The following is a 20,212-nucleotide window of genomic DNA, read 5'->3' on the forward strand; positions in this document are numbered from 1 at the left end:
GAGATCTACAACCACGTGCGCCCGCATCAGGCCATCGGGATGGTGCCGCCGGCAACACGCTATCGCCTCAGTCCGCGACCCTTCCCCGAACGGCTTGACCCGATCACCGAGTACGGCCCCGACGACATCGTCATCGGGGTCGACCAGCGCGGCCGGATCACGCTATTCAAGCGGCCGCTCGTGGTCTCGACGGCGCTTAAAGGCCGGCTCATCGCCGCCCGGCCCCGGCCCGGTCAGGAGGGCGTGTATGACCTCTATTTTGCTCACCACTGGCTCGATGTCGTCGACCTGCGACTACCGCGATAAAGTGTCCACCATGTCCTGGCACACCTGTCCACGATGTCTCCGGTCCATACACGCAGGCAGGGACCCAGTGCGGTGCAGTGGGTTTTCGCGATATCGGTGATTCAGCACATCCTGTGACCTCGAGGACATCCACAAGACCTGCGATGCGCTTGAGGTGCGGCTCTTCATCGACGTGTCTCCGCCAATCGGAAGGAGCCCGGCGGCACCCATGGCGTGGGTGCCGCCGGGCTCCGTTGCCTCACCGCCGCACACGCGCCTCCATCCACTCATAAACAACAGGCAACAACAGCAGCGTCAACAGCGTCGACGTGAAGAGCCCCCCAACCACAACGGTAGCAAGCGGACGCTGTGTCTCAGCACCCACACCGCTGGAAAACAGCATCGGCACCAGCCCAAGAATCGCGACAGTCGCGGTCATCAACACCGGACGCATGCGCAGCACAGCTCCCTGTACAACCGATTCGCGCAGGTCGAGACCGGACAGACGTTGTCTGTCGAGAAAGCTGACCAGCACGATGCCGTTGAGCATTGCCACACCGAAAACAGCGATAAACCCAATCGCCGACGGTACCGACAGATACTGACCCGTAACGGCGAGCGCGACGATGCCGCCGATGGTGGCGAAGGGAACGTTGGCAAGGATCAGCACGGCGCGTCGCAGCGAATTGAACGCCGTATACAGCAACACGAAGATGAAGAAGATCGTCGCGGGAACGATGATCGCGAGTCGCTTCATCGCGCGTTGCTGATTGGCGAACGCACCACCCCATTCCGTGTAGTACCCGGTCGGAAGTTTCACTTCGCGTTCGATAGCCGCGCTGGCATCGCGAACGAAGCTATCGATGTCGCGTCCACGCACGTCCATCTGGATAACGGCATAACGCTGCAACTGCTCGCGGCGGATGAACGAATAGCCTTCCGCTGCGTCGATGGTCGCCAGCTGGTTCAACTGCACGATGGCTCCGGCAGGCGTACGCAGGGGAATGCGGCCAATCGCGGTCAGCGATGCCGTTTCGCTGGCATCGAGACGCACGGCGATATCGAAACGCTTCACGCCGTCCAGAAGCACGGTGACGCCTTCGCCGCCGATGCCATTGCGAACTACCGTGAGTACGTCCTCGGCGCTGAGCCCGTAACGCGCGAGCGCGGCACGGTCGACGTCGATGCGTAGCTGCGGCTTGCCGACGTTGGCTTCGATGGCCAGATCGGCGACGCCTGGAACGTTGGCGAGCGCGTTTTTTATGCGTTCGCCGAAGCGGTCGAGCTGACCCAGATCGTCGCCGTAAAGTTTCAGGGCAAGCGTGGCGCGTACACCGGAAATCAATTCCTCGATACGCATCTGGATCGGCTGCGTATAACCCACCACGGCGGTGGGCAGCGCGGCGCCGAGCGCTGCCTGCATATCGCGCTCGAGGGTTTCCAGCGTCTGTCCGCGACGCCATTCGCTCTTCGGTTTCAGTGGCGTATACACCTCCATATAGTTCACGTCCGCCGTTTCGCCTTTCTCGGCGCGACCGATCATGGCCAGCGTCGTCTCCACTTCGGGGAAATCCCGTGCGATGGTTTCCGACACGGTGCGCGATACCGCGATCGATTCGTCGAGCGATGCCGAGGGGATCGACGTGACCCGCCACATCAGGGCGCCTTCTTTCAGATTCGGCATGAACTCCCGGCCAAGGAAAGGGAAGAGCGCGAGACTGCCGACCAGTGCGGCGACGGCGCCGACGATCACGGCGCGCCGATGCGACAACGCCCAGAGCAGCAAGCGTTCGTAACGACGTTTGAGAAACGCGACCCAGCGCAGTTCGTTCTCGGCCTTCGCCCGCAACAACAGGGTCGAAAGCACCGGTACCAACGTCAGCGCAAGCACCAATGAGCCGGCCATGGCGAAGGCGATGTTGAACGCCATGGGACGGAACATCTTGCCTTCCAGTCCTTCGAGGCTGAACAGCGGAAGGAAGACGACGATGATGATGGCGATGGCGAACGAGATCGGTCCCGCGACTTCGCGCGCGGCTTCGAGTACCGCTGCGGGGCGATTGTCCGGCAGGCCGGCGGCATGGCGTTCGGCCATGATGCGGAACGTGTTTTCCACCATGACTACCGCACCGTCGACCATCATGCCGATACCGATAGCCAGACCCGCCAGCGACATCAGGTTCGCGGACAATCCCGCCTGCTCCATGCCGATGAAGGCGATCAGCATCGCCAACGGCAGGGCAACAACCACGACGAGCGCGCTGCGCAGTTCGCCCAGAAACAGGAACAGCAGGACGGCGACCAGCAGCGAGCCTTCCACCAGCGCGCGCACGGCCGTGCCAACGGCGGCATCGACGAGATCGGTACGCTGGTAAACCGGCTTGACCACGACGCCCGGCGGTAACGTCCGGCTGATCGCGTCGAGCTTCGTGCGTACCGCTTCGACCACGCTTCCTGCGTTCTCGCCGATGCGCGCCAGCGCCTGTCCGAGCACCACTTCCTTGCCGTCGCGCGTGACGGCACCGGTGCGCGGCGCGCCTCCCTCGATCACGACAGCGACGTCGCGTATGCGTACGGGCGTTCCGTCTTCGGACTTCAGCACCACGTTGCCGATATCCGTGGCATCGCGCAGCAACGCCTGCCCACGCACGAGATATTGCTCGCGGCCGACATCGATAGCGTTGCCGCCCGCCTGTGCGTTATTCGTTTCCAGCGCTGTAATCAGGTCCCGAAAGCCGAGTCCGTGCGCGATCAGTTTCGTCGGGTCGACACGCACCTGGTACTGCTTCTCGCGCCCGCCCCATGAAGCGACATCGTCGACACCCGGAACGGTGCGGAGCAGGACGCGAAGATTCCAGTCCTGCAGCGAGCGCAGTTCCATATCGTCCGGCGCGGTGGCGTCGGGCGTTGCGCGTTCCACCGTGTACCAGAACACCTGGCCGAGACCGGACGTGTTCGGTCCCAGTTCGGGTTTGCCGTAACCCGCGGGGAGACGATCGCCCGCCTGTTGCAGTCGTTCGTTGACCAGCTGGCGCGCAAACCAGACATCCATGCTGTCCTCGAAATACACCGAGACATAGGACAGCCCGAACAGGCTGACCGAGCGGACCTCCTGCACGTTCGGCAATCCAGCCAGCGCCGATTCCACCGGCGTGGTGAGCAGGCGTTCGACATCCTCGGCCGCGAGGCCCGACGCTTCCGTATAGACGTTCACCTGTACCGGTGTGACATCCGGAAAGGCGTCGATGGGCAGGTTGCGTACGGCACGGTAGCCAAAGAGTGCGACGACCGCGAAGCCGATCAGCACGAGGAACCGGTAACGCAGGGAGATTTCAACGATCCGGGTAAGCATCAGTCGTCTCCCAGCTCGGAGCGGAGCAGGCGCGCCTTGAGCGCGAATGCACCCTTGCGCACATATGCGTCGCCGGCCGCGATGCCCTGCGTGACGACGGTCCAGCCGTCGCGCGTTTCGCCGGTAGTGACCGGCACGGGTTCGAATCGGCCTTCGCTGCGAACGACGAAGACGGTCGGCTGGTTGCGCAGGAGCACGATGGATTCCGCGGGAACGGCCAGACTCGGCCTGGCGTCGCCGGCATCGATGCGCACGTCGACCAGTTCGCCGGGATGCAGCTGATCGTCGCGGTTGTCGACCTGGAGGCGGACGGCCACCGTTCGCGTGCGCTCGTCGGTCTGGTGCCCACGCCGGAGAACGACGGCGGGCAAGGTCACGCCGTGAGCGACGACTTCGGCAGCGGCATCCGTGGTGACGCGCGCGGCATCGGCGGGAGGCATACGGGCTTCGACCCAGATGTGGTTTTCCTGCACGACGGTGAATAGCGTGCGGCCGGCGGCGACGCGTTCGCCCACGAGGAAGTCGTCGGTGGTGACCCGACCGCCGACCGGAGAGAGCAGGGCGTAGCTGCCGTCCGCACGGGCGGAGCCGCCACGGATGACCTGCGTGACCTGGGCTTCGGACAGGCCATAAGCGCGCAGTCTAGCAACGGCCTGATCCCGCGCGACGCGCGCTTCGTTATAGCGTCGTGCCGAGACCGCCTGTTCGCCCAGCGCGGCGACGCGACGCCAGTCGGCGTCGGCGACGATAAGCGCGCCTTGTGTCTGGGCGACCTCGACGCTTGAAAGCGTCACGAGCGGTTGTCCGGCTTTCACGATGTCGCCGAGGCGAGCGTTGCGCGTGACGACGTGCGAGTCGATACGTGGCGATACCAGCACGGTGGAATAGGCGTCGGCGCGCACTTCGCCCGGCGCGGCGAGGCGTTCGCTGAGCGTGCGTGTACCGGCTGTGTCGACGACGATGCCGGCGGCGGCGATCGCGGCCTTGTCCATCGCAAGTGGCGACGATGCCGGTTCGGCGGCTTGCAGCGACGTCGCGATGGCGAGGGCTATCGCCGCGACAAGGAGGCGTGGGTTCGGGGTTTTCATGGAGTGTCCTTGCCGGATCCGTCGATCCATTCGTTGAGACGGCCGGCGGCCGCGAGATAGTCGAACCAGGCTTGCCAGAGACGGCTTTCGAGCTCGATGCCCGCCAGCGCGGTGTCAAGGCTCTGTTTCAGCTGGACGAGATAGTCGGAGGTGCCGATTTCGCCGGCGCTCCAGAGTTTTTCGAGTAGCGCGGCACGCTCGTCGTAAGCGCCGGCGCGACCGCGCCGGAAGGCTTCGGCCGCCGTGCGCAGCGCGGCATAGCGCGCACGCGTTTCCCGCTGCCGGGCACCCAGCTGCATGGCGCTGGCGCGTGTGTTCGCCGACGCGGCCGCGCTATCCGCGCGACTGGCGTCGACATCGGCGCGACCGGTGTTCAGTACCGGCAAGGGGATCGAGAGGCTGAGTCCGATGACGCGATCGTTGATCGCGCCCGCTCGTACGCGCCCGCCCGTGAACCCGATAGTCGGGTCGGGAATGCGCGCGCGCCGGGCGACGTCGACCGCTGCGTCGGCTTCGGCTTCGCGGCCGCGTGCCAGAAGGGATTCCGGCAGCGCGTCGATGGCCGTGTTCATCACACTATCGGAAGCCGGGGGCAGTGCCGTGGGAATCGCCGGGATATCGCTGGTGGCGGCGATGGCGCTGAGCGAGGCCTGAGCCGCGGCTTCGTCCGCGGTAAGCGTGGCCTGCTGGATTTCGGCTTCGCCGAGCGCGAGGCCGGCCAGGTCGCGCTCGGGACTGGCGATGTCGCCGACAGCCAGACGCTTGACCGCCAGCGCGTCGAACCGGCGCATCAGATCGACGCGATGCCGGCCCATCTCGCTTCGCCGGGTCGCTAGCGCGGTCGTGGTCCATGCGCTGAGCCAGCGGGTGGCGAGATCCCGCTGGGTCAGCGCGTACGACAGGTCGCTGCTGGCGAACGCGGCCTGGCCCGCGCGCGTTCGCGCGGCGCGTTTGCCGGACACATCCAGGGCAAGACTCAGTCCCGCCGTGCGCCGGTTGACGTCGGCGTTTTCGGCATCCAGCGACAGGGTGGGGTTGTAAAGCGGTTGCGCGGCGGCGTCGGCGCGCGCACGAGCGGCGTCACGGTTGGCGCGGGCGACATCGAGTTCCGGGCTGGCGGCCCAGACGCGACGCACCGCGTCGCGCAGTTCCGCCGGGGCAGCGGGGGGCGTCGCGTTCGCCAGGGCGGCGAACAGCAGACAGACGGCGCCGATGGGCACCGTACGTTTGGCGTACATGGGTATTTCTCCTGAAGACAGTCACGAGCGACGCGAAGGCGTCGCAATGGCGGATGTCGTCAGGCGATGGGAGGGCGAAAGAGCGAGCCGGTGGCGCGCTGCCGTGTGTCGGGATGCGACACCGTTTCGACGAAGCTGGTGTCGATAGGCGTCAGTCGGGCGATAGCGGTCGCGGGCATGGGCGAGGCGTGGGCACAGGCACAGTGGCAGCCCCCCTGTTCGCCCAGCAGGCAGTCGCCGTCCGGCAGGTCGCTGGGTGCGCTTACGGTCACGCCGCCATCGAACCCCGTACGCACGCCCGGGCCGTCCTCGATGCACACCGTCGCGGCGGCAAGCCGGACGAAGAACACCATCAGCGCCAACACCATGAAGCCGCGATGGCGGCGCAGGTACTGGAGCAGGGAGGAGGAGGGGCGATGCATCCGCGTCATGCTAGGTGAACCCGTCGGTCACGGCAATGCATGCTTCGGGCCGAACGCTCGCCAGGCCTTGTAGGAGCCCGCTTGCGGGCGAAAGCCAACGGGGCGGCGATGCCATGAGTGACATCCGCAGCCCGTAGCTCGGGCTCGCGGAGGTGAGTATCCGTCTTCCTCGCCCCGTTGGCTTTCGCCCGCAAGCGGGCTCCTACAGAGGTATTTATGCGTTTGTAAACGTTTACGTGCCTAGGAGGGTATCGGCCGGGGAGCCAGTTCGCTCTAGACTGGCCCCCTGAAGAGCACAGGGGCAGTTGGAATGGGGATCGATCGGGGAAACGCGGGCGAGGTGGCTGAGTCCGCCCTGCTCGTGGATGTGGCGACGCGCCTCCGGCACCCGCGTATCGACCGCATCGTTGCCTCGTTCCGCGAGCACCATGTGTCCGTGATGCGCGCGGTCCTGCTCGGCCTGACCACGATCTGGACGGCCTACTGGCTCAATGGAAGTCAGTTGCCCATGAAGGCCGACGCGCACTCGGCGTTCCCCCTTGCCATGGCGCTGTTCGTGCTGAGCGTCGTCTGGATGCTGTGCATCCGCGCGGCCTGGCTGCGCGACAGCACCCGGGTGGACGCCGTGGGCGTCATCGCCAACTTCGTCATGACCGGCGCGCTGCTGAAGGCCGGCTTCATGCTGGTCATTACGCTGAGCGCCGTGCTGCCGTTCCTTTCGGTGGCCGTGGGGGCCCGGTACGGACGGCGCCCCTTCATCGCCAGCATCGGGGCATCCCTGATCATCCTGGGCGTGAGTGCTCCGGCCGGTTACTGGATCAGCCGGCCCGCTTACGCGCTGTATGCGCTGGCGCTGGTCATCATCCTGCCGATCACGATCTTCCGCATGATGGACGCGTTGCGCGTGGTATCGGTGGAAGCCATCGCATCGCGCGAGGCCCAGCACCGGTTCATTTCGATGATGAGCCACGAGATGCGCACGCCGCTCAATACCGTCATTCATTCCGCGGCGCTGATCGATACCGGCGCGATGGCCGAGGACCAGCGCCGGCTGGTGGCGCTGCTGGCCTCGAACGCGAACGCGTTGCTCCATCGGGTCAATGCGGTACTCGACGTCGCGTCGTTCAACGGAGGCCGTCTGACGTTGCGGCACCAGTCGTTTACTTTCGACGAAGTGCTGGCCACGGTGCGCGATGTCTGCCGTTCCCATGCCGTGGAAAAGAATATTTCCCTTTCGCTGGTCTGCGCACCGGTCGCGAACGGCGTGTTCAAGGGCGATCCGGGTCGCATCGAGCAGGTGCTGAGCAACCTGGTATCCAATGCCGTGAAGTTCACGCCAACGGGCGGTCGCGTCGAGGTGGCCATCACGCTGTCCGCGTCGCCGGGGGGCATGGGCGACTCGATTCTGTGCACCGTTGCCGATACGGGCGTCGGCATCGCCGACGAGGACAAGGCGCGCATCTTCCGTCCTTTCCATCAGGTCAGCGGAGGCGCGGCAAGAACCAACGACGGCGTCGGCCTCGGGCTTTATATCGTGCGCAGCGTGTCCGATCAGATGAACGGCGCGCTCGATGTTGCCGACCGGGCCGGCGGTGGCAGTATTTTCTCGTGGCGTTTTCCGCTGGTGCGGGCGCCGGTCGGTACGAAAGCGTCCTCGGAATTGTCCGTGGCCGATCGTCTCGACGAGCATCGCGCTCGCGTGCCGGCACTCGAGTGCCTGGTGGTGGACGACAATGCTTCCAATTGCGAAATCATCGGCCGCATTCTTCATCGAGCGGGACACATCGCCACGTTCAGTACGAACGGGAACCAGGCGGTCGAATGCATCGCGGCGCATAGCTTCGATGTGGTCTTCATGGATTTGCATATGCCCGGCGGCTCGGGCTGGGACGTGATCCGGCGCATCGAGCATGCGGCCAGTGCCAGCCGCATGCCGCCCATCGTGATGCTCAGTGCCGATTCCAGCCAGGATGCGATCCGCATGGCATTCAAAGGCGGCGCCCGCGCTTATCTGACCAAACCGATCCCGACGGCGCGTCTGCTCGACGTACTCGAATCCATCGCCGAGGAACGTCGTCTCGAACGCTTCTCGCGGACGTGGCAGCCGGCAATCGATCCGCCCGTGGGCAGGCGGGGCGACGCCGTTCCCCTGGAGGATATGCGCGAACTGGTCTCGCCACGGGAGCTTCGCCAGTTCGTGGACCTTTGCGACGATGCAATGCGCACGCACGGCAAGTCCCTGCGCGATGCATTGACGCGCGGCGAATATCCGGATGCGTCCGAAGCGCTGCATTCGTTGAAGAATGTCGTCGGCAACCTGGGAGTGCCGGGTGCGACCCGTGTCTGCGACGACCTGGGTGTGCTGATCGACGCCGGCACCGGCATGGCCGGTGCGATCTTCGAACTCGACAGCCTGCTGCGTTCGGCGCATCGCTTCGTCGAGGAGCAACGTCTGCGTTTGAATGAGGCGAGCCGGGCCGACGCGTAGAGCGGAAGCTGACCTCAATCCTGTGGGAGCGTGCCTGCGCGCGAAAGCCACGGAGCGTAGAGGACGAGTCCCGATTTCGCAGCCCGAAATCCACGCTCGCGATGCAATGCCCGGCATCGCCGCTTCGTTGGTTTTTGCGCGCAGGCGCGCTCCCACAGAGAGCCCTTCATATCCATAGGCGTCGTCGTAACCCTCCTCCATTGGGGTATCGTCACGACATGGGTTGACGAGGTGACGAGTGCGGTTCGACCGGGGTGGGGCGTGGATAAGTGTGTTGGTTGCGTGGCTGATAGCCACGGCTTGCGCGTGGGCGGATGCGCCGGACAGTCGCGAAGAGGGTATCGGCCAGTTCTATCACACCGCCTGGACCGTGCGCGAAGGCGCGCCCGGACAGATCACCGCGCTGGCGCAGAGCAGCGACGGATACCTCTGGCTGGGTACGCAGACGGGTCTGTACCGGTTCGACGGCGTGTCGTTCGAACGCTTCCGGCCCCGCGCGGACCGTGACTTTCCCGCATCGAGCGTATCGGCGCTTCACGCGACGCCCGAGGGTCTCTGGGTAGGCTTCCGTTACGGTTTCGCCAGTCTGGTCACCCGCGACAGGACGATCCATTTCGACGCGCGCGATGGCCTTCCCACAAGCACGATCTTCGCTTTCGCGCAGACGCGCGACGGCACGGTATGGGCGGCGACGTTTCGTGGACTGGCACGCTATCGGGGCCATCGCTGGGAAATGATCGGCCCCGAATGGAAGTTACCCGGCTCGCAGGCGCGAACCGTGTACGTCGATCCTGGCGGCACGCTCTGGGTAGCGACCGATACGACACTGGCGTGCCTGCCGCCCGGCGAAACGAGTTTTCGCGTGGCGTCGGACAAGGTCGCGCGGGTCAACCGGATTCTGCAGGACCCGGCGGGCGCGATCTGGGTGGCTGAGACCGATGGCGCGGTACGGCCCGTATTCGCCGCGACGGGCGATGCGGCGGCCAACGGTCCCGAACTGAAGATTCCGGCCGCCGACTTGTTGTTCGATGCGGATGGCGCGCTGTGGGTGCCGACGATGGGAGACGGCATCCGCCGGGTGCCGAAAGTCCGGGCCATGGCCGGCAAACATATCGATAGCGAAAGCGCCGACGCCGAGCCATTCGTGGAGCGCGATGGCCTTACCTCCGACTACGTCTCGGCCGTACTGCAGGATCGCGAAGGCAATATCTGGTTCGGCAGCAGCCGGGGTCTGGACCGTTTCAGGCAAAGCAAACTGTTGCCGGCCGAATTTCCCGCCGGTTCGTTCGACTTCGCACTCGCAGCGGGCGACAACGGCGGCATCTGGGCGGGGACGAAGAACCGTGCGCTGATGAAGCTGGATGGCCAGACGGTGACCTTCGAGGATCTCCGCGTACCCGTGTCGGCCGCGTATCGCGATCCGGACGGCGTGGTGTGGCTGGGCGGTCCCGACGGGATATGGCGCATCGTCAAAGGCAAGCTGTCCCGTTTCGCCGACCTGCCCAGCGAAGGCGGTTATTCCGGCGTACAGGCCATCGTGCGCGACAACGCCGGCGCGCTCTGGGTTTCGATCAACCGGCCGGGGATTTACCGGCTGGCCGACGGTCAGTGGACCCACGTCGAAACCTTTCCCGAATTTCCCAAAGGCTCTTCTCCGCTGTCGTTGATGACGGACCGGGCGGGGCGCGTGTGGATGGGCTTCGCGCGTAACCAGATCACGCGCAGGAACGGCGACAAGGTCATCGTCATCACCGCCACGGAGGGTCTGGACACTGGCAATGTCACGGCTTTGCACGAGGACGGCCAGACCGTATGGGTCGGCGGCGAACGCGGTCTCGGTTACGCCGTGGGCGATCGGATCGCGATGATTCAGTCCCTCGGCGAACCGTTGCGTGGCATTTCCGGCATCGTCCACGACAGCCATGGCGATCTGTGGCTCAACGCGGCATCGGGCATCGCGCGGATTTCGGCGAACGATATCGCGCGTGCGCAGCACGAGCCGGACTATCGCGTGCGAACGGATATCTTCGACTCGCTCGACGGAATGCCCGGTACGCCCGCCCAGTTCCGCCCGATTCCCTCGGCCATCGCGGGCACGGACGGCCGCCTGTGGTTTGCGACGACCAGCGGCGTCGTCTCCATCGATCCGGCTCACGTGCGCCATAACGCGACGCCGCCGCCCGTCGATATCGTCTCGGTGAGTACCGAAGCGGGTACCTGGGAAATAGCGGGTCCGGTGAATCTTCCGGCGCATACGCAGCGTCTGCGCATCGGTTACACCGCAGCCAGCCTCACGATGCCCGAGCGGGTACGGTTCCGCTACCGTCTGGACGGACTGGACGATCGCTGGCGCGATGCGGGCACGGACCGCGAGGCGGTGTATACGAATCCGGGGCCCGGGCGGTACACCTTCCATGTCCTGGCCCGGAACGAAGACGGCGTGTGGAACGAGCAGGGCGCGACCCTGGATATACGCATCGCGCCCGCGTTCTATCAAACGGTATGGTTTGCGCTGTTATGCGTCGTGCTGGCATTGCTGGTGCTTCGCGTCATCTTCCTTTTGCGCATGCGCCAGATGGAATCGCAGTTGCGCGCCCGGCTGCATGAGCGTCACGCGGAACGCGAGCGCATCGCCCGCGAACTGCACGACACGTTGCTGCAAAGTATCCAGGGCCTGACGATGCGCTTTCAGGCGATCGCCAATCGGGTGCCTGCCGGCACTCCGCTTCGCACGGAAATGGAGAGTGCGCTCGATCGTGCGGACGAAGCATTGGTCGAGGCGCGCGACCGTGTCAAAGACCTTCGTACTTATGTCGTCGATCTGTCCGACCTTGGCGGCGCGCTGGAAGACGTTGCGCGGGATCTCGGCCACGACCATCCGATGGCTATGCGCTGCACGATCGGTCTGGACACGGAAATCATGGACCCGATCGTCCGCGACGAGATCTACCAGATCGCGCGCGAGGCGATGCAGAACGCCTATTCGCATGCCCATGCCGATCACCTGGACATCGATATCGAAGCGATCGACAACTTCGTGCTGTCGATCCGCGACGACGGCTGCGGCATCGATCCCGCCTTCCTCACTGCCGGTGGAAAACCGGGCCACTGGGGTTTGCGTGGCATGCGCGAACGCGCGGAGCGCATCGGCGCATCGATGACCATCGATTCGATACCCGGCTCAGGCACTCGAATCGTGCTGCACCTGCCATTGATCGAGGCCTGTCCTCGCACGGCGACGCGGTCCGCGCGATGGTGGCGAAGGGTGCGGCAGATGTTGGTGGGTATGCCTTAGGGATTGCGTTTGAGATAGTTCTTGCAGGGATAGGGCTACGCGATCTCATTGTTTCCCCGTTTTTTCGGGGCATAATCGATCAATCTATCGATACCAGGGGGCGCCCATGCCAAGCCCACGGGACTGCGCTATCGCGCACGAAGGTGCGACGGTCGTATGCGGGAATGTTCGCTTCACGGTGCTGACGCCGCGGGTTATCCGTCTGGAGTGGAGTGCTATCGGCGTGTTCGACGACGAGCGGACGCAGTTCGCCGTGTATCGGGCGCTGCCGGTGCCACCGTTTCGTCTGGACGAGGACGAACGGACGTTGACGATCGACACGGGCTCGCTGGTGCTGCGTTATACGAAGGGCGATGGTCCCTTCGATGCCGTCAACCTGGCCATTGACGTGATCGATGGCGATCGCAGGACGACCTGGGTGCCGGGGACGGTTCAGCGGGAAAACCTTGGCGGCACATACCGCACGCTGGATCGCTACGACGGCGATACCTGGCAGGATGGCAGCAAGCTGCCTCTGGAGGACGGTCTGCTCGCCCGCGACGGCTGGCATGTGATCGACGATTCGGCGAGCTTCCGTATCGACGACGACGGTTGGGTATTGCCGCGCAAGGGCGAGGGCGACCAGGATTTCTATTTCTTCGGTTACGGCCGCGCGTTCCATACGGCGATTGCGGACTTCGCCGCCATTTCCGGTCCGCAGCCCATGCCGCCGCGCTTCGTGTTCGGTTACTGGTGGTCGCGTTACTGGAACTATTCCGACGAGGAGCTGCGCATTCTCGTCGCGCGCTTCGACAAGGAACGTATCCCGCTGGACGTGCTGGTGCTGGACATGGACTGGCATACGACGCCGGGACTTTCGTTGCGCGAAGGGCACGAGCACACCGATGTCTTCGGTGAAAAATCCGGCTGGACAGGCTATACGTTCAACCGCAGCCTGTTTCCCGATCCGGTGGCCTTCATGCGCTGGGCGCATGGCGAGCAGCTCCACGTTACCCTCAACCTGCATCCGGCCTCCGGGGTGATGCCGCATGAGGAAAAGTACGAGGCGATGGCCCGGCAGTTGTCGTGGAATACGTCGACAAAGGCGCCGATTCCCTACGAGGGCACATCCCGGCCGTATATGCGCGCGTTGTTCGATACGATCCTGCATCCGCTCGAAAAGCAGGGTGTGGATTTCTGGTGGCTCGACTGGCAGCAGTGGGCCGATTCGAAAGCGATGCCCGGCCTTAGCAACACCTGGTGGCTCAACCATGTGTTCTTTACCGAAATGCAGCGCCACGACGACGCGCGCGGCCTGATTTACCATCGCTGGGGCGGGCTGGGCAATCATCGCTATCCGATCGGTTTCTCGGGCGACAGCGTGATCACGTGGACATCGCTGGCGTATCAGCCGCACTTCACCGCCATGGCGTCCAACGTGCTGTATGGCTACTGGAGCCACGATATCGGTGGCCATACCTTCGATAAGAGCATTCCGCGCGAGGACCGGCACCTCGACCCGGAACTCTATGCGCGCTGGATGCAGTACGGCGTATTCAGTCCCGTGTTCCGTACGCATTCGGCGAAGGAAGCCAGTCTGCACAAGGAGCCATGGCATTTCGGTCCGCCGTATGGCGACGCCATTTTCGACGCGATCCGTTTGCGCTACCGCCTGGCGCCGTATATCTATGGCGCGTCGCGCGATGCCTACGACACTGGCGTATCGATCGTCCGGCCGATGTATTACGACTGGCCCGAACACGACATGGCTTACAACGTCCCCGGGCAATACATGTTCGGAAACGACTTGCTGGTCGCGCCCGTTACCGTGCCGTTGAAGGATGGCGCGGCGCCGTTTCCGGTCTGGCTGCCGCCGGGCCTCTGGTACAGCCGTGGCGGCGCGGAATCGTTCGAAGGCGGCCAGGTGTTCGAACGCAGTTACGGGCTCCACGAAATTCCGATTTTCGTACGGCCGGGCAGCGTGATTCCACTCTATCCGGAGGGATTGCGGCATCTTTCGACGGTTCCTTCCACGCTTACGCTGCAGGTGTTTCCGGGAGCGGAAGGCGATGCGTCGTTATACGACGACGATGGCGCGACGCAGGGATACCAGCGCGGCGAATATGCGCGGACAAAGGTACGAAGCAGGCACGGAACGAAGACGCATCGCGTGCATATCGATGCGATGGAGGGTTCGTACCGGGGCAAGCCGGCGATGCGCGCATATACCGTGGAACTGCTCGACTCCGACGTGCCCGACGCTGTCGAAGTCAACGGCCGCGAATTGCCGTACTGCGCGACGCCGGCGCCGGGTACCTGGCTGTTCGATACGATGTGGTTATGCATACGCGTGGAGCTGGAACCGGCATCCGTCGACGAGGCGCATGACATCGTCGCACGGTTCGATCCCGTGTATGCGAAGCCTCCTGGCTTGCTGCACCGGATGCGGCGCGCGCGGGATGCGGTGGGATATCTGAAGCAGGTGTGGAACGATATTTCGGCACTCCCCGATGACATCGATCTGGCGGGACAGGCGGCGCGCGTGCTTGCCTATACGGTCGACGAGGGGGATAACGCGGGTCGCGCCGCGCGCTTTGCCGAGGCGGTGCGGGAGTTCGAGCGGCGGTTCGCGGCGTTGCCGGACAGTGTGGCGGCGACGCCGATCGACGATGAGTTGAAGCGTGGGTTTGTGGAGCGGTTGGGGTGGTGATCGGAGCAAACGTCACTTACCCCTCGCCGTCATTCCGGGGCACGCCGGAATCCACGGCGAGGCGTTCGGTTGTCGCGATATGCCAACGTAGGCGCTCTTTCCAAAGAGCTACATTGTGCTACGCGCTCGCTTGCCCCACGCGGTCGCCGCGGATTCCGGCGTGCGCCGGAATGACGGTGAGGATGGTCTTGGTGGTGAGGGTGCCATGATGCATCGTGTGTTTGCCTTCCTCGTACTGTTGGCTCTTTCTTTCGGCATCGCCCAGGCCCAGACCGCCGTGCGCGTCGGCTCCAAAGCCGACAACGAAGGAGCGCTGCTCGGACAGATCGTGCTGCAGGTATTGCGCCACGAAGGCATTCCCGTCGAAGACCGCACGCAGCTAGGCCCCACGTCGATCGTGCGACGCGCTTTGCTACATGGCGATCTGGATATCTATCCCGAGTACACCGGCAACGCGGCTTTCTTCTTCCATCGCGAAGGCGATCCCGCGTTCCGCGATGCAAAACAGGCGTACGCCCTCGCAGCATCGCTCGACGAAAAGGCGAACCGGCTGATCTGGCTCGATCCCGCGCCCGCCGACAATCACTGGGCCATCGGCGTGCGTCGCGACGTGGCCACCCCGGCGCATCTGGCGACGCTGGACGACTTTGCTCGCTGGGTGAATACGGGTGGCCGCGTGCTATTGGCCGGCTCCGCCGAATTCGTCGAAAGCGACGCGGCATTGCCCGCGTTCCAGCAGGCGTACGGCTTCCGGCTGCGTGGCTCGCAGTTGCTGGTGCTGGCGGGTGGCGACACGTCGGCCACGATCAAGGCTGCCGCCGAGGGTACGTCGGGAGTGAATGCGAGCATGGTGTATATGACCGACGGTGCGCTGGCTGTCACGGGGCTGGTCGTACTCGACGATACGCGTCGCGTGGAACCCGTCTACCAGCCCGCGCCGGTGGTGCGGGCCGACGTGCTGGCCCGATATCCGCGAATTCGGGCCGCGCTCGCGGCGGCATTCGCGCCATTGACGGTGGATACCTTGCGTCGCCTGAATGCGCGTACGCAGATCGACGGAGAGGATGCGGCGCGCGTTGCCGCGGACTATCTTCGCTCCCGGCATCTTTCGGACTGACGCGTGAGTACACGTACCGACCTTCCTCTTGCGCTGCTATCCGCTGTCGGCCTGCTTGCCGCGACGACGGGTACGTTTCTCGAGGTCGCACCGAACCGGCTTCTGTCGGGCAGCGCGCTCGCGCTCTGGCATGTGCCGCCGGCGATGGGCGGATGGGTCGTGCTGGCATTGTGGTGCTGGGGATTGGCGTGCTCGTTGCTGGCGACGAAGCGTGGACTGTCGATAGCGTGCGCGCTCCTCGTCGGACTTCCGCTTCTGGCGGGCGCGGGCGCGCATCGGCTGCTCGCGGATGCGGCGGTTCACACAACGCGGATCCAGCTGGGCGCGGGATTCTGGATCATGTGGCTGGCAGCGGCGCTGCTGTTGCTCGATCGTCTACGTGGGGCGCGTCGTGTCGTGCAGTTGGCGATATGGACCGGCGTTGTCGTCGCGTTTGTCGTGGCGGGCTGGAGCGGTGCATTCGCCGATCTGGCTCTCGTGCGCGAATACGCCGCGCAGCGCGACGTCTTCGCCACCGCGCTGCGGATCCATCTCCTGCTGACACTGGGCACGCTGGGACTCGCGCTGGCGATCGGTCTGCCGCTCGGCTGGATCGCATGGCGGCGCCGGCGGGCAGGCAACGGCATCCTGGGTGTGCTGTCGCTGGTGCAGACGGTGCCTTCGATCGCGCTGTTCGCGCTGCTGATCGGCCCGTTGGCCTGGCTCGCGCAACACATGCCCTCGCTTCAGGCCCTGGGATTCGGTGGCACGGGCGCGGCACCGGCGGTCATCGCGCTATGTCTTTACGCCTTGCTGCCGGTGGTGCGTTACACCCTCGCGGGCCTGGATGGCGTGCCGCGCGATGCGGTCGAGGCCGCGCGCGGTATGGGTATGACGCGCTGGCAGGTGCTGGCACGCGTGCAATGGCCGCTGGCGTGGCCCGTTCTGCTGGCGGGTCTGCGTATCGTCAGCGTGCAGGCGATCGGCATGGTTGCCGTGGCCGCGCTGATCGGCGCGGGCGGTCTGGGGCGATTCGTATTCCTCGGCGTGGGCCAGGGTGCCATCGATATGGTGTTGCTCGGTACGCTGGCGATCATTGCGCTGGCCTTGCTGGCGGACCTCGTGTTTCAGGCGGCACTGATGTTGACGGAGCGACGCGGATGATCGAACTCGACCATGTGACCAGGCGCTACGGCGAGACGGCGGTTATCGACGATCTTTCGCTGCGCATCGAAGGCGGCGAACTCTTCGTGCTGGTGGGGCCGTCGGGGTCTGGCAAGTCGACCCTGTTGCGCACGATCAACCGGCTGATTTCCATCGACGACGGGGCGATCCGCATCGACGGACGCGATGTGCGCGAGGTTCCGGTGGCATCGCTTCGTCGCGGGATCGGGTACGCCATCCAGTCGGTCGGACTGTTTCCGCATCGAACAGTGGCGGAGAACATCGCGACGGTACCGCGCTTGCTCGGCTGGCCGGCGGCGCGTATCCGTGCGCGGGTGGACGAACTGATTGCGATGCTCCAGCTCGATGGGGAAAACGTTCTCGACCGTTATCCGCATGCCTTGTCGGGAGGTCAGCAGCAGCGTGTCGGGGTGGCGCGCGCGTTGGCGGCCGAGCCGGCGATCATGTTGATGGACGAACCTTTCGGCGCGCTGGACCCGCTGACCCGCGATGCCTTGCAGTCCAGCATCCAGGCGATCCATGCGCAGACGGGAACGACGATCGTCTTCGTCACCCACGACATGGACGAAGCGCTTCGTCTGGGCGAGCGCATCGGCCTGATGGAAAGCGGCCGGTTGCTCCAGGTCGGTACGCCGCTGGAGCTGCTGCGCGATCCCGCCTGCGAGCGCGTGCGCGCTTTTGTGGGTGGCGAAAATCCGGGGTTGCGCGAGCTTTCCGTGCGCCGTGTTCGTTCGGTGCTGCGTGATGGTGAAGCATCCTCGGCTCCCGCGGTCGATGCCGATGCGACATTGCAGCAGGCTCTGGCAACGATGCTGGAGCACGGAAGCGATGTGCTTCGTGTGCGCGACGCGAAGGGCACAACGCTGGGCGTGCTGCATCTCACCGATTTGCTGGCGCGCAAACCGTGACGATCGCCGGACGCGGCGCATGGCGTATCGCGTGGCCCTGTCTCGCGCTTGCGTTGTTGCTTATCGCACTGCCGCGGATGGGGCCGGTCTTCCATGCCTGGATGCCCGAACTGCGCGCGCCGGTTTATACGCGTACGAGTTTCGTTGCGTTGACGGCCGCGCATATTGGCCTGGTCGGTATGGCTACGCTGATCGCGGTGGTGCTTGGACTGGGTATCGGGATTCTCGCGACGCGTCCGGCCACGCGGTCGCTGTTGCCGACGGTGCGCGCGGTCGCGGTGATCGGGCAGACGTTTCCGCCGGTGGCCGTTCTGGCGATCGCGGTGCCGCTGCTTGGCTTCGGTGCGGCGCCGACGTTGCTCGCTTTATGTCTGTACGGAGTGCTCCCGGTACTGGGTCAGACGGTGGCGGGGATCGAGAATGTCTCGCGTCCCGCGCTGGATGCCGCCGACGGCATGGGCTACGGACGATGGCGGAAATTGTGGGAGGTCGAGCTGCCTCTGGCCGCTGGGCCGATCATGGCGGGTGTCAGGCTTTCGGCGATCGTCAGCGTCGGCACGGCGACCATCGGCTCGGCGGTCGGCGCATCGACGCTGGGCGCGCCGATTATCGAGGGACTGGTTTCCAACAACACCGCGTATGTCGTGCAGGGTGCGCTGCTTGTCGCCGCGCTGGCCATGTCGATCGATGCCGTGCTGGCATGGATCGAGCGGTACGTGCGCAGAGGGCTTGTGTAGGAGCGCGCTCCTACAGCGGTGGGGCAGGCGACCCGTGCCGGCTTTTCCATGCCGCCAGCCGCTCGCGATAGCGCTCCATGGCCTCGTCGTAGACGTCGTAAACGCAGCGCACGCAGCCTTCGCCGCAGCACTCCTCCGCGTCGGGTTCCGGCGGCGGCTGGGGTTCGGGATCGTCGGTCGAAGTCATGGCGATATAGCTTACGTCCTGCGAAGATCGGTGGTTTCACCGGAAGGGGCTGGAACATGCGTCGTCGTTGGATTTACCTGCGCATTGTCGCGCTTTCGCTGGTTGCCGTGCTGCTTGCCGCATGCGCGAGCGCGCCGCCGCAACCGGCGGCTTCTTATCGCATCGTGGGCTATATCGCGCGTTTCGATGGGCTGGAAACGCTGGACGTGAGCCATATCGACACGTTGATTTTCGCCTTCGCCAAGGTGCAGGACGGCGCCGTCACGCTCGACGACGCGGCGCGCGCCAATCTGGCGAAAGTCGTCACCCTGAAGCGCCGGCAGCCACGGCTTGGCGTGGTGGTGTCCGTCGGTGGCTGGACCGCCGGCGGTTTCTCGGAGGCGGCGATGACGCCCGCGACGCGGCAGCGCTTTGCCGACAGTGCCGCGGCGCTGATCGTTGCGAACGGTGCCGATGGCCTGGACGTGGATTGGGAATACCCGGGGCATAACGAAGGCGGTATCGCGTCGAGTCCGCTCGATCGTCCGAACTTCACCGAGCTGCTGCGCGCGGTACGTTCCAGCCTCGATCGTGCGGGTGGCGGAAAGCACTACACGCTCAGCATCGCGGCGGCGGACGGTCCCTTCGTCGACGGTATCGACATTGCCGCGGTGAATCCGTTGCTGGACTGGTTCAACCTGATGACCTACGACTTCCACAACAGCATGACGCCTACCAGCGGACATCATTCCGGTCTGCATGCGTCGGCGCTTGCCGCAGCCGATTCGCGTACGACCGATCGCGCGGTACGTCAGTTCGAAGCCGCCGGTGTGCCGGCGCGCAAGCTGTTTGTCGGTGCGGCGTTCTATGGCCGCGAGTTCGCGGATGTGCGCGACGCGCATAACGGTCTGTACCAGACCTATGGCCACTATCAGGGCGAGCACGACTGGCCGGAACTGAAGCGCGACTTCATCGGCCGCAACGGGTACATCCGCTACTGGGATGCGGAGGCGAAAGCGCCGTACCTGTGGAACCCCACGACGCATCGGTTCGTCAGTTACGACGATCCGGAGTCGCTTGCCGCGAAGGCGGCCTATGTGAAGGCCGAGAAGCTGGGTGGGGTGATGTATTGGGAGCAGAGCCATGACGAGCATGGCGAGCTGGTGGATGCGATCTGGAATGGGCTGAAGTAATCAGCCGTTCCGCGTCGCCGCTTCGTTGGCCTTCGCCCGCAAGCGGGCGAAGGCCAACGAAGCGATGAAG

13 protein-coding genes and 1 pseudogene are annotated in these 20,212 nt (G+C 64.9%); 9 read left to right on the forward strand and 5 right to left on the reverse strand.

From position 1 onward, the window contains the following. Positions 1-306 (forward strand): annotated as a pseudogene (locus EC912_RS19400) (IS481 family transposase); the annotation flags it as partial. 238 nt (positions 307-544) lie between these two features. On the opposite strand, the gene EC912_RS10895 reads toward EC912_RS19400, so the two are convergent. The 4 genes from EC912_RS10895 to EC912_RS10910 are packed head-to-tail and all read right to left on the reverse strand — an operon-like array spanning position 545 to position 6,394. Next, positions 545-3,637 carry an efflux RND transporter permease subunit gene (locus tag EC912_RS10895; protein WP_132143900.1) on the reverse strand — a complete coding sequence of 1,031 codons (3,093 nt, stop codon included), beginning with the start codon at positions 3,635-3,637 and terminating at the stop codon, positions 545-547. Beyond that, a complete protein-coding gene (locus EC912_RS10900) occupies positions 3,637-4,725 on the reverse strand; it encodes an efflux RND transporter periplasmic adaptor subunit (protein ID WP_132143902.1) in 1,089 nt (362 codons plus the stop codon). The genes EC912_RS10895 and EC912_RS10900 overlap by 1 nt, the downstream gene beginning before the upstream one ends. Next, the gene (locus EC912_RS10905; protein WP_132143904.1) at positions 4,722-5,963 is read right to left on the reverse strand and encodes a TolC family protein; all 1,242 of its coding nucleotides are present in this window, start codon (positions 5,961-5,963) and stop codon (positions 4,722-4,724) included. The genes EC912_RS10900 and EC912_RS10905 overlap by 4 nt, the downstream gene beginning before the upstream one ends. Before the next feature lie 59 nt (positions 5,964-6,022). Next, positions 6,023-6,394: a hypothetical protein gene (locus tag EC912_RS10910; RefSeq protein ID WP_132143906.1), complete on the reverse strand. Its 372-nt coding sequence runs from the start codon at positions 6,392-6,394 to the stop codon at positions 6,023-6,025. Between the two features lie 331 nt (positions 6,395-6,725). On the opposite strand from EC912_RS10910, the gene EC912_RS10915 reads away from it, so the two are divergent. The 7 genes from EC912_RS10915 to EC912_RS10945 all read left to right on the forward strand — a co-directional run bounded on the left by EC912_RS10915 (position 6,726) and on the right by EC912_RS10945 (position 18,783). After that, complete coding sequence (locus tag EC912_RS10915; protein WP_165973572.1) at positions 6,726-8,873, forward strand: ATP-binding protein; 2,148 nt, start codon at positions 6,726-6,728, stop codon at positions 8,871-8,873. A gap of 274 nt (positions 8,874-9,147) precedes the next feature. Continuing rightward, a complete protein-coding gene (locus EC912_RS10920; protein ID WP_165973573.1) occupies positions 9,148-12,168 on the forward strand; it encodes a sensor histidine kinase in 3,021 nt (1,006 codons plus the stop codon). A 106-nt stretch (positions 12,169-12,274) separates the two neighbouring features. After that, positions 12,275-14,857 (forward strand): glycoside hydrolase family 31 protein, encoded by a 2,583-nt coding sequence (locus tag EC912_RS10925; protein ID WP_132143912.1) that lies wholly within the window; start codon positions 12,275-12,277, stop codon positions 14,855-14,857. A gap of 160 nt (positions 14,858-15,017) precedes the next feature. Beyond that, positions 15,018-15,974, forward strand: a complete 957-nt coding sequence (osmF, locus tag EC912_RS10930) for a glycine betaine ABC transporter substrate-binding protein OsmF (protein WP_243649238.1) — start codon at positions 15,018-15,020, stop codon at positions 15,972-15,974. A 3-nt stretch (positions 15,975-15,977) separates the two neighbouring features. Next, positions 15,978-17,117: an ABC transporter permease gene (locus EC912_RS10935; protein WP_132143914.1), complete on the forward strand. Its 1,140-nt coding sequence runs from the start codon at positions 15,978-15,980 to the stop codon at positions 17,115-17,117. Beyond that, a complete protein-coding gene (locus tag EC912_RS10940) occupies positions 17,114-18,046 on the forward strand; it encodes an ABC transporter ATP-binding protein (RefSeq protein ID WP_132143916.1) in 933 nt (310 codons plus the stop codon). The genes EC912_RS10935 and EC912_RS10940 overlap by 4 nt, the downstream gene beginning before the upstream one ends. After that, positions 18,043-18,783 (forward strand): ABC transporter permease, encoded by a 741-nt coding sequence (locus tag EC912_RS10945; protein ID WP_207906824.1) that lies wholly within the window; start codon positions 18,043-18,045, stop codon positions 18,781-18,783. Before EC912_RS10940 ends, EC912_RS10945 begins: the two co-directional genes overlap by 4 nt. A gap of 10 nt (positions 18,784-18,793) precedes the next feature. Here the strand turns inward: EC912_RS10945 and EC912_RS10950 are convergent, their stop codons facing one another. After that, positions 18,794-18,970, reverse strand: coding sequence for an oxidoreductase-like domain-containing protein (locus EC912_RS10950; protein ID WP_132143918.1), 177 nt, complete (start codon positions 18,968-18,970; stop codon positions 18,794-18,796). Between the two features lie 56 nt (positions 18,971-19,026). Between EC912_RS10950 and EC912_RS10955 the strand changes: the two genes are divergently transcribed. Further along, positions 19,027-20,142 (forward strand): glycoside hydrolase family 18 protein, encoded by a 1,116-nt coding sequence (locus EC912_RS10955; RefSeq protein WP_132143920.1) that lies wholly within the window; start codon positions 19,027-19,029, stop codon positions 20,140-20,142. Positions 20,143-20,212: the final 70 nt, after the last annotated feature.

This window comes from Luteibacter rhizovicinus, from assembly GCF_004342265.1.
Classification (GTDB): domain Bacteria; phylum Pseudomonadota; class Gammaproteobacteria; order Xanthomonadales; family Rhodanobacteraceae; genus Luteibacter; species Luteibacter rhizovicinus_B.

Coding starts and splice junctions, on each gene's coding strand:
- EC912_RS10955 (WP_132143920.1), top strand. CDS start 19,027: ATGCGTCGTCGTTGGATTTACCTGCGCATTGTCGCGCTTTCGCTGGTT.
- EC912_RS10895 (WP_132143900.1), bottom strand. CDS start 3,637: ATGCTTACCCGGATCGTTGAAATCTCCCTGCGTTACCGGTTCCTCGTG.
- EC912_RS10925 (WP_132143912.1), top strand. CDS start 12,275: ATGCCAAGCCCACGGGACTGCGCTATCGCGCACGAAGGTGCGACGGTC.
- EC912_RS10905 (WP_132143904.1), bottom strand. CDS start 5,963: ATGTACGCCAAACGTACGGTGCCCATCGGCGCCGTCTGTCTGCTGTTC.
- EC912_RS10940 (WP_132143916.1), top strand. CDS start 17,114: ATGATCGAACTCGACCATGTGACCAGGCGCTACGGCGAGACGGCGGTT.
- EC912_RS10910 (WP_132143906.1), bottom strand. CDS start 6,394: ATGACGCGGATGCATCGCCCCTCCTCCTCCCTGCTCCAGTACCTGCGC.
- EC912_RS10950 (WP_132143918.1), bottom strand. CDS start 18,970: ATGACTTCGACCGACGATCCCGAACCCCAGCCGCCGCCGGAACCCGAC.
- EC912_RS10900 (WP_132143902.1), bottom strand. CDS start 4,725: ATGAAAACCCCGAACCCACGCCTCCTTGTCGCGGCGATAGCCCTCGCC.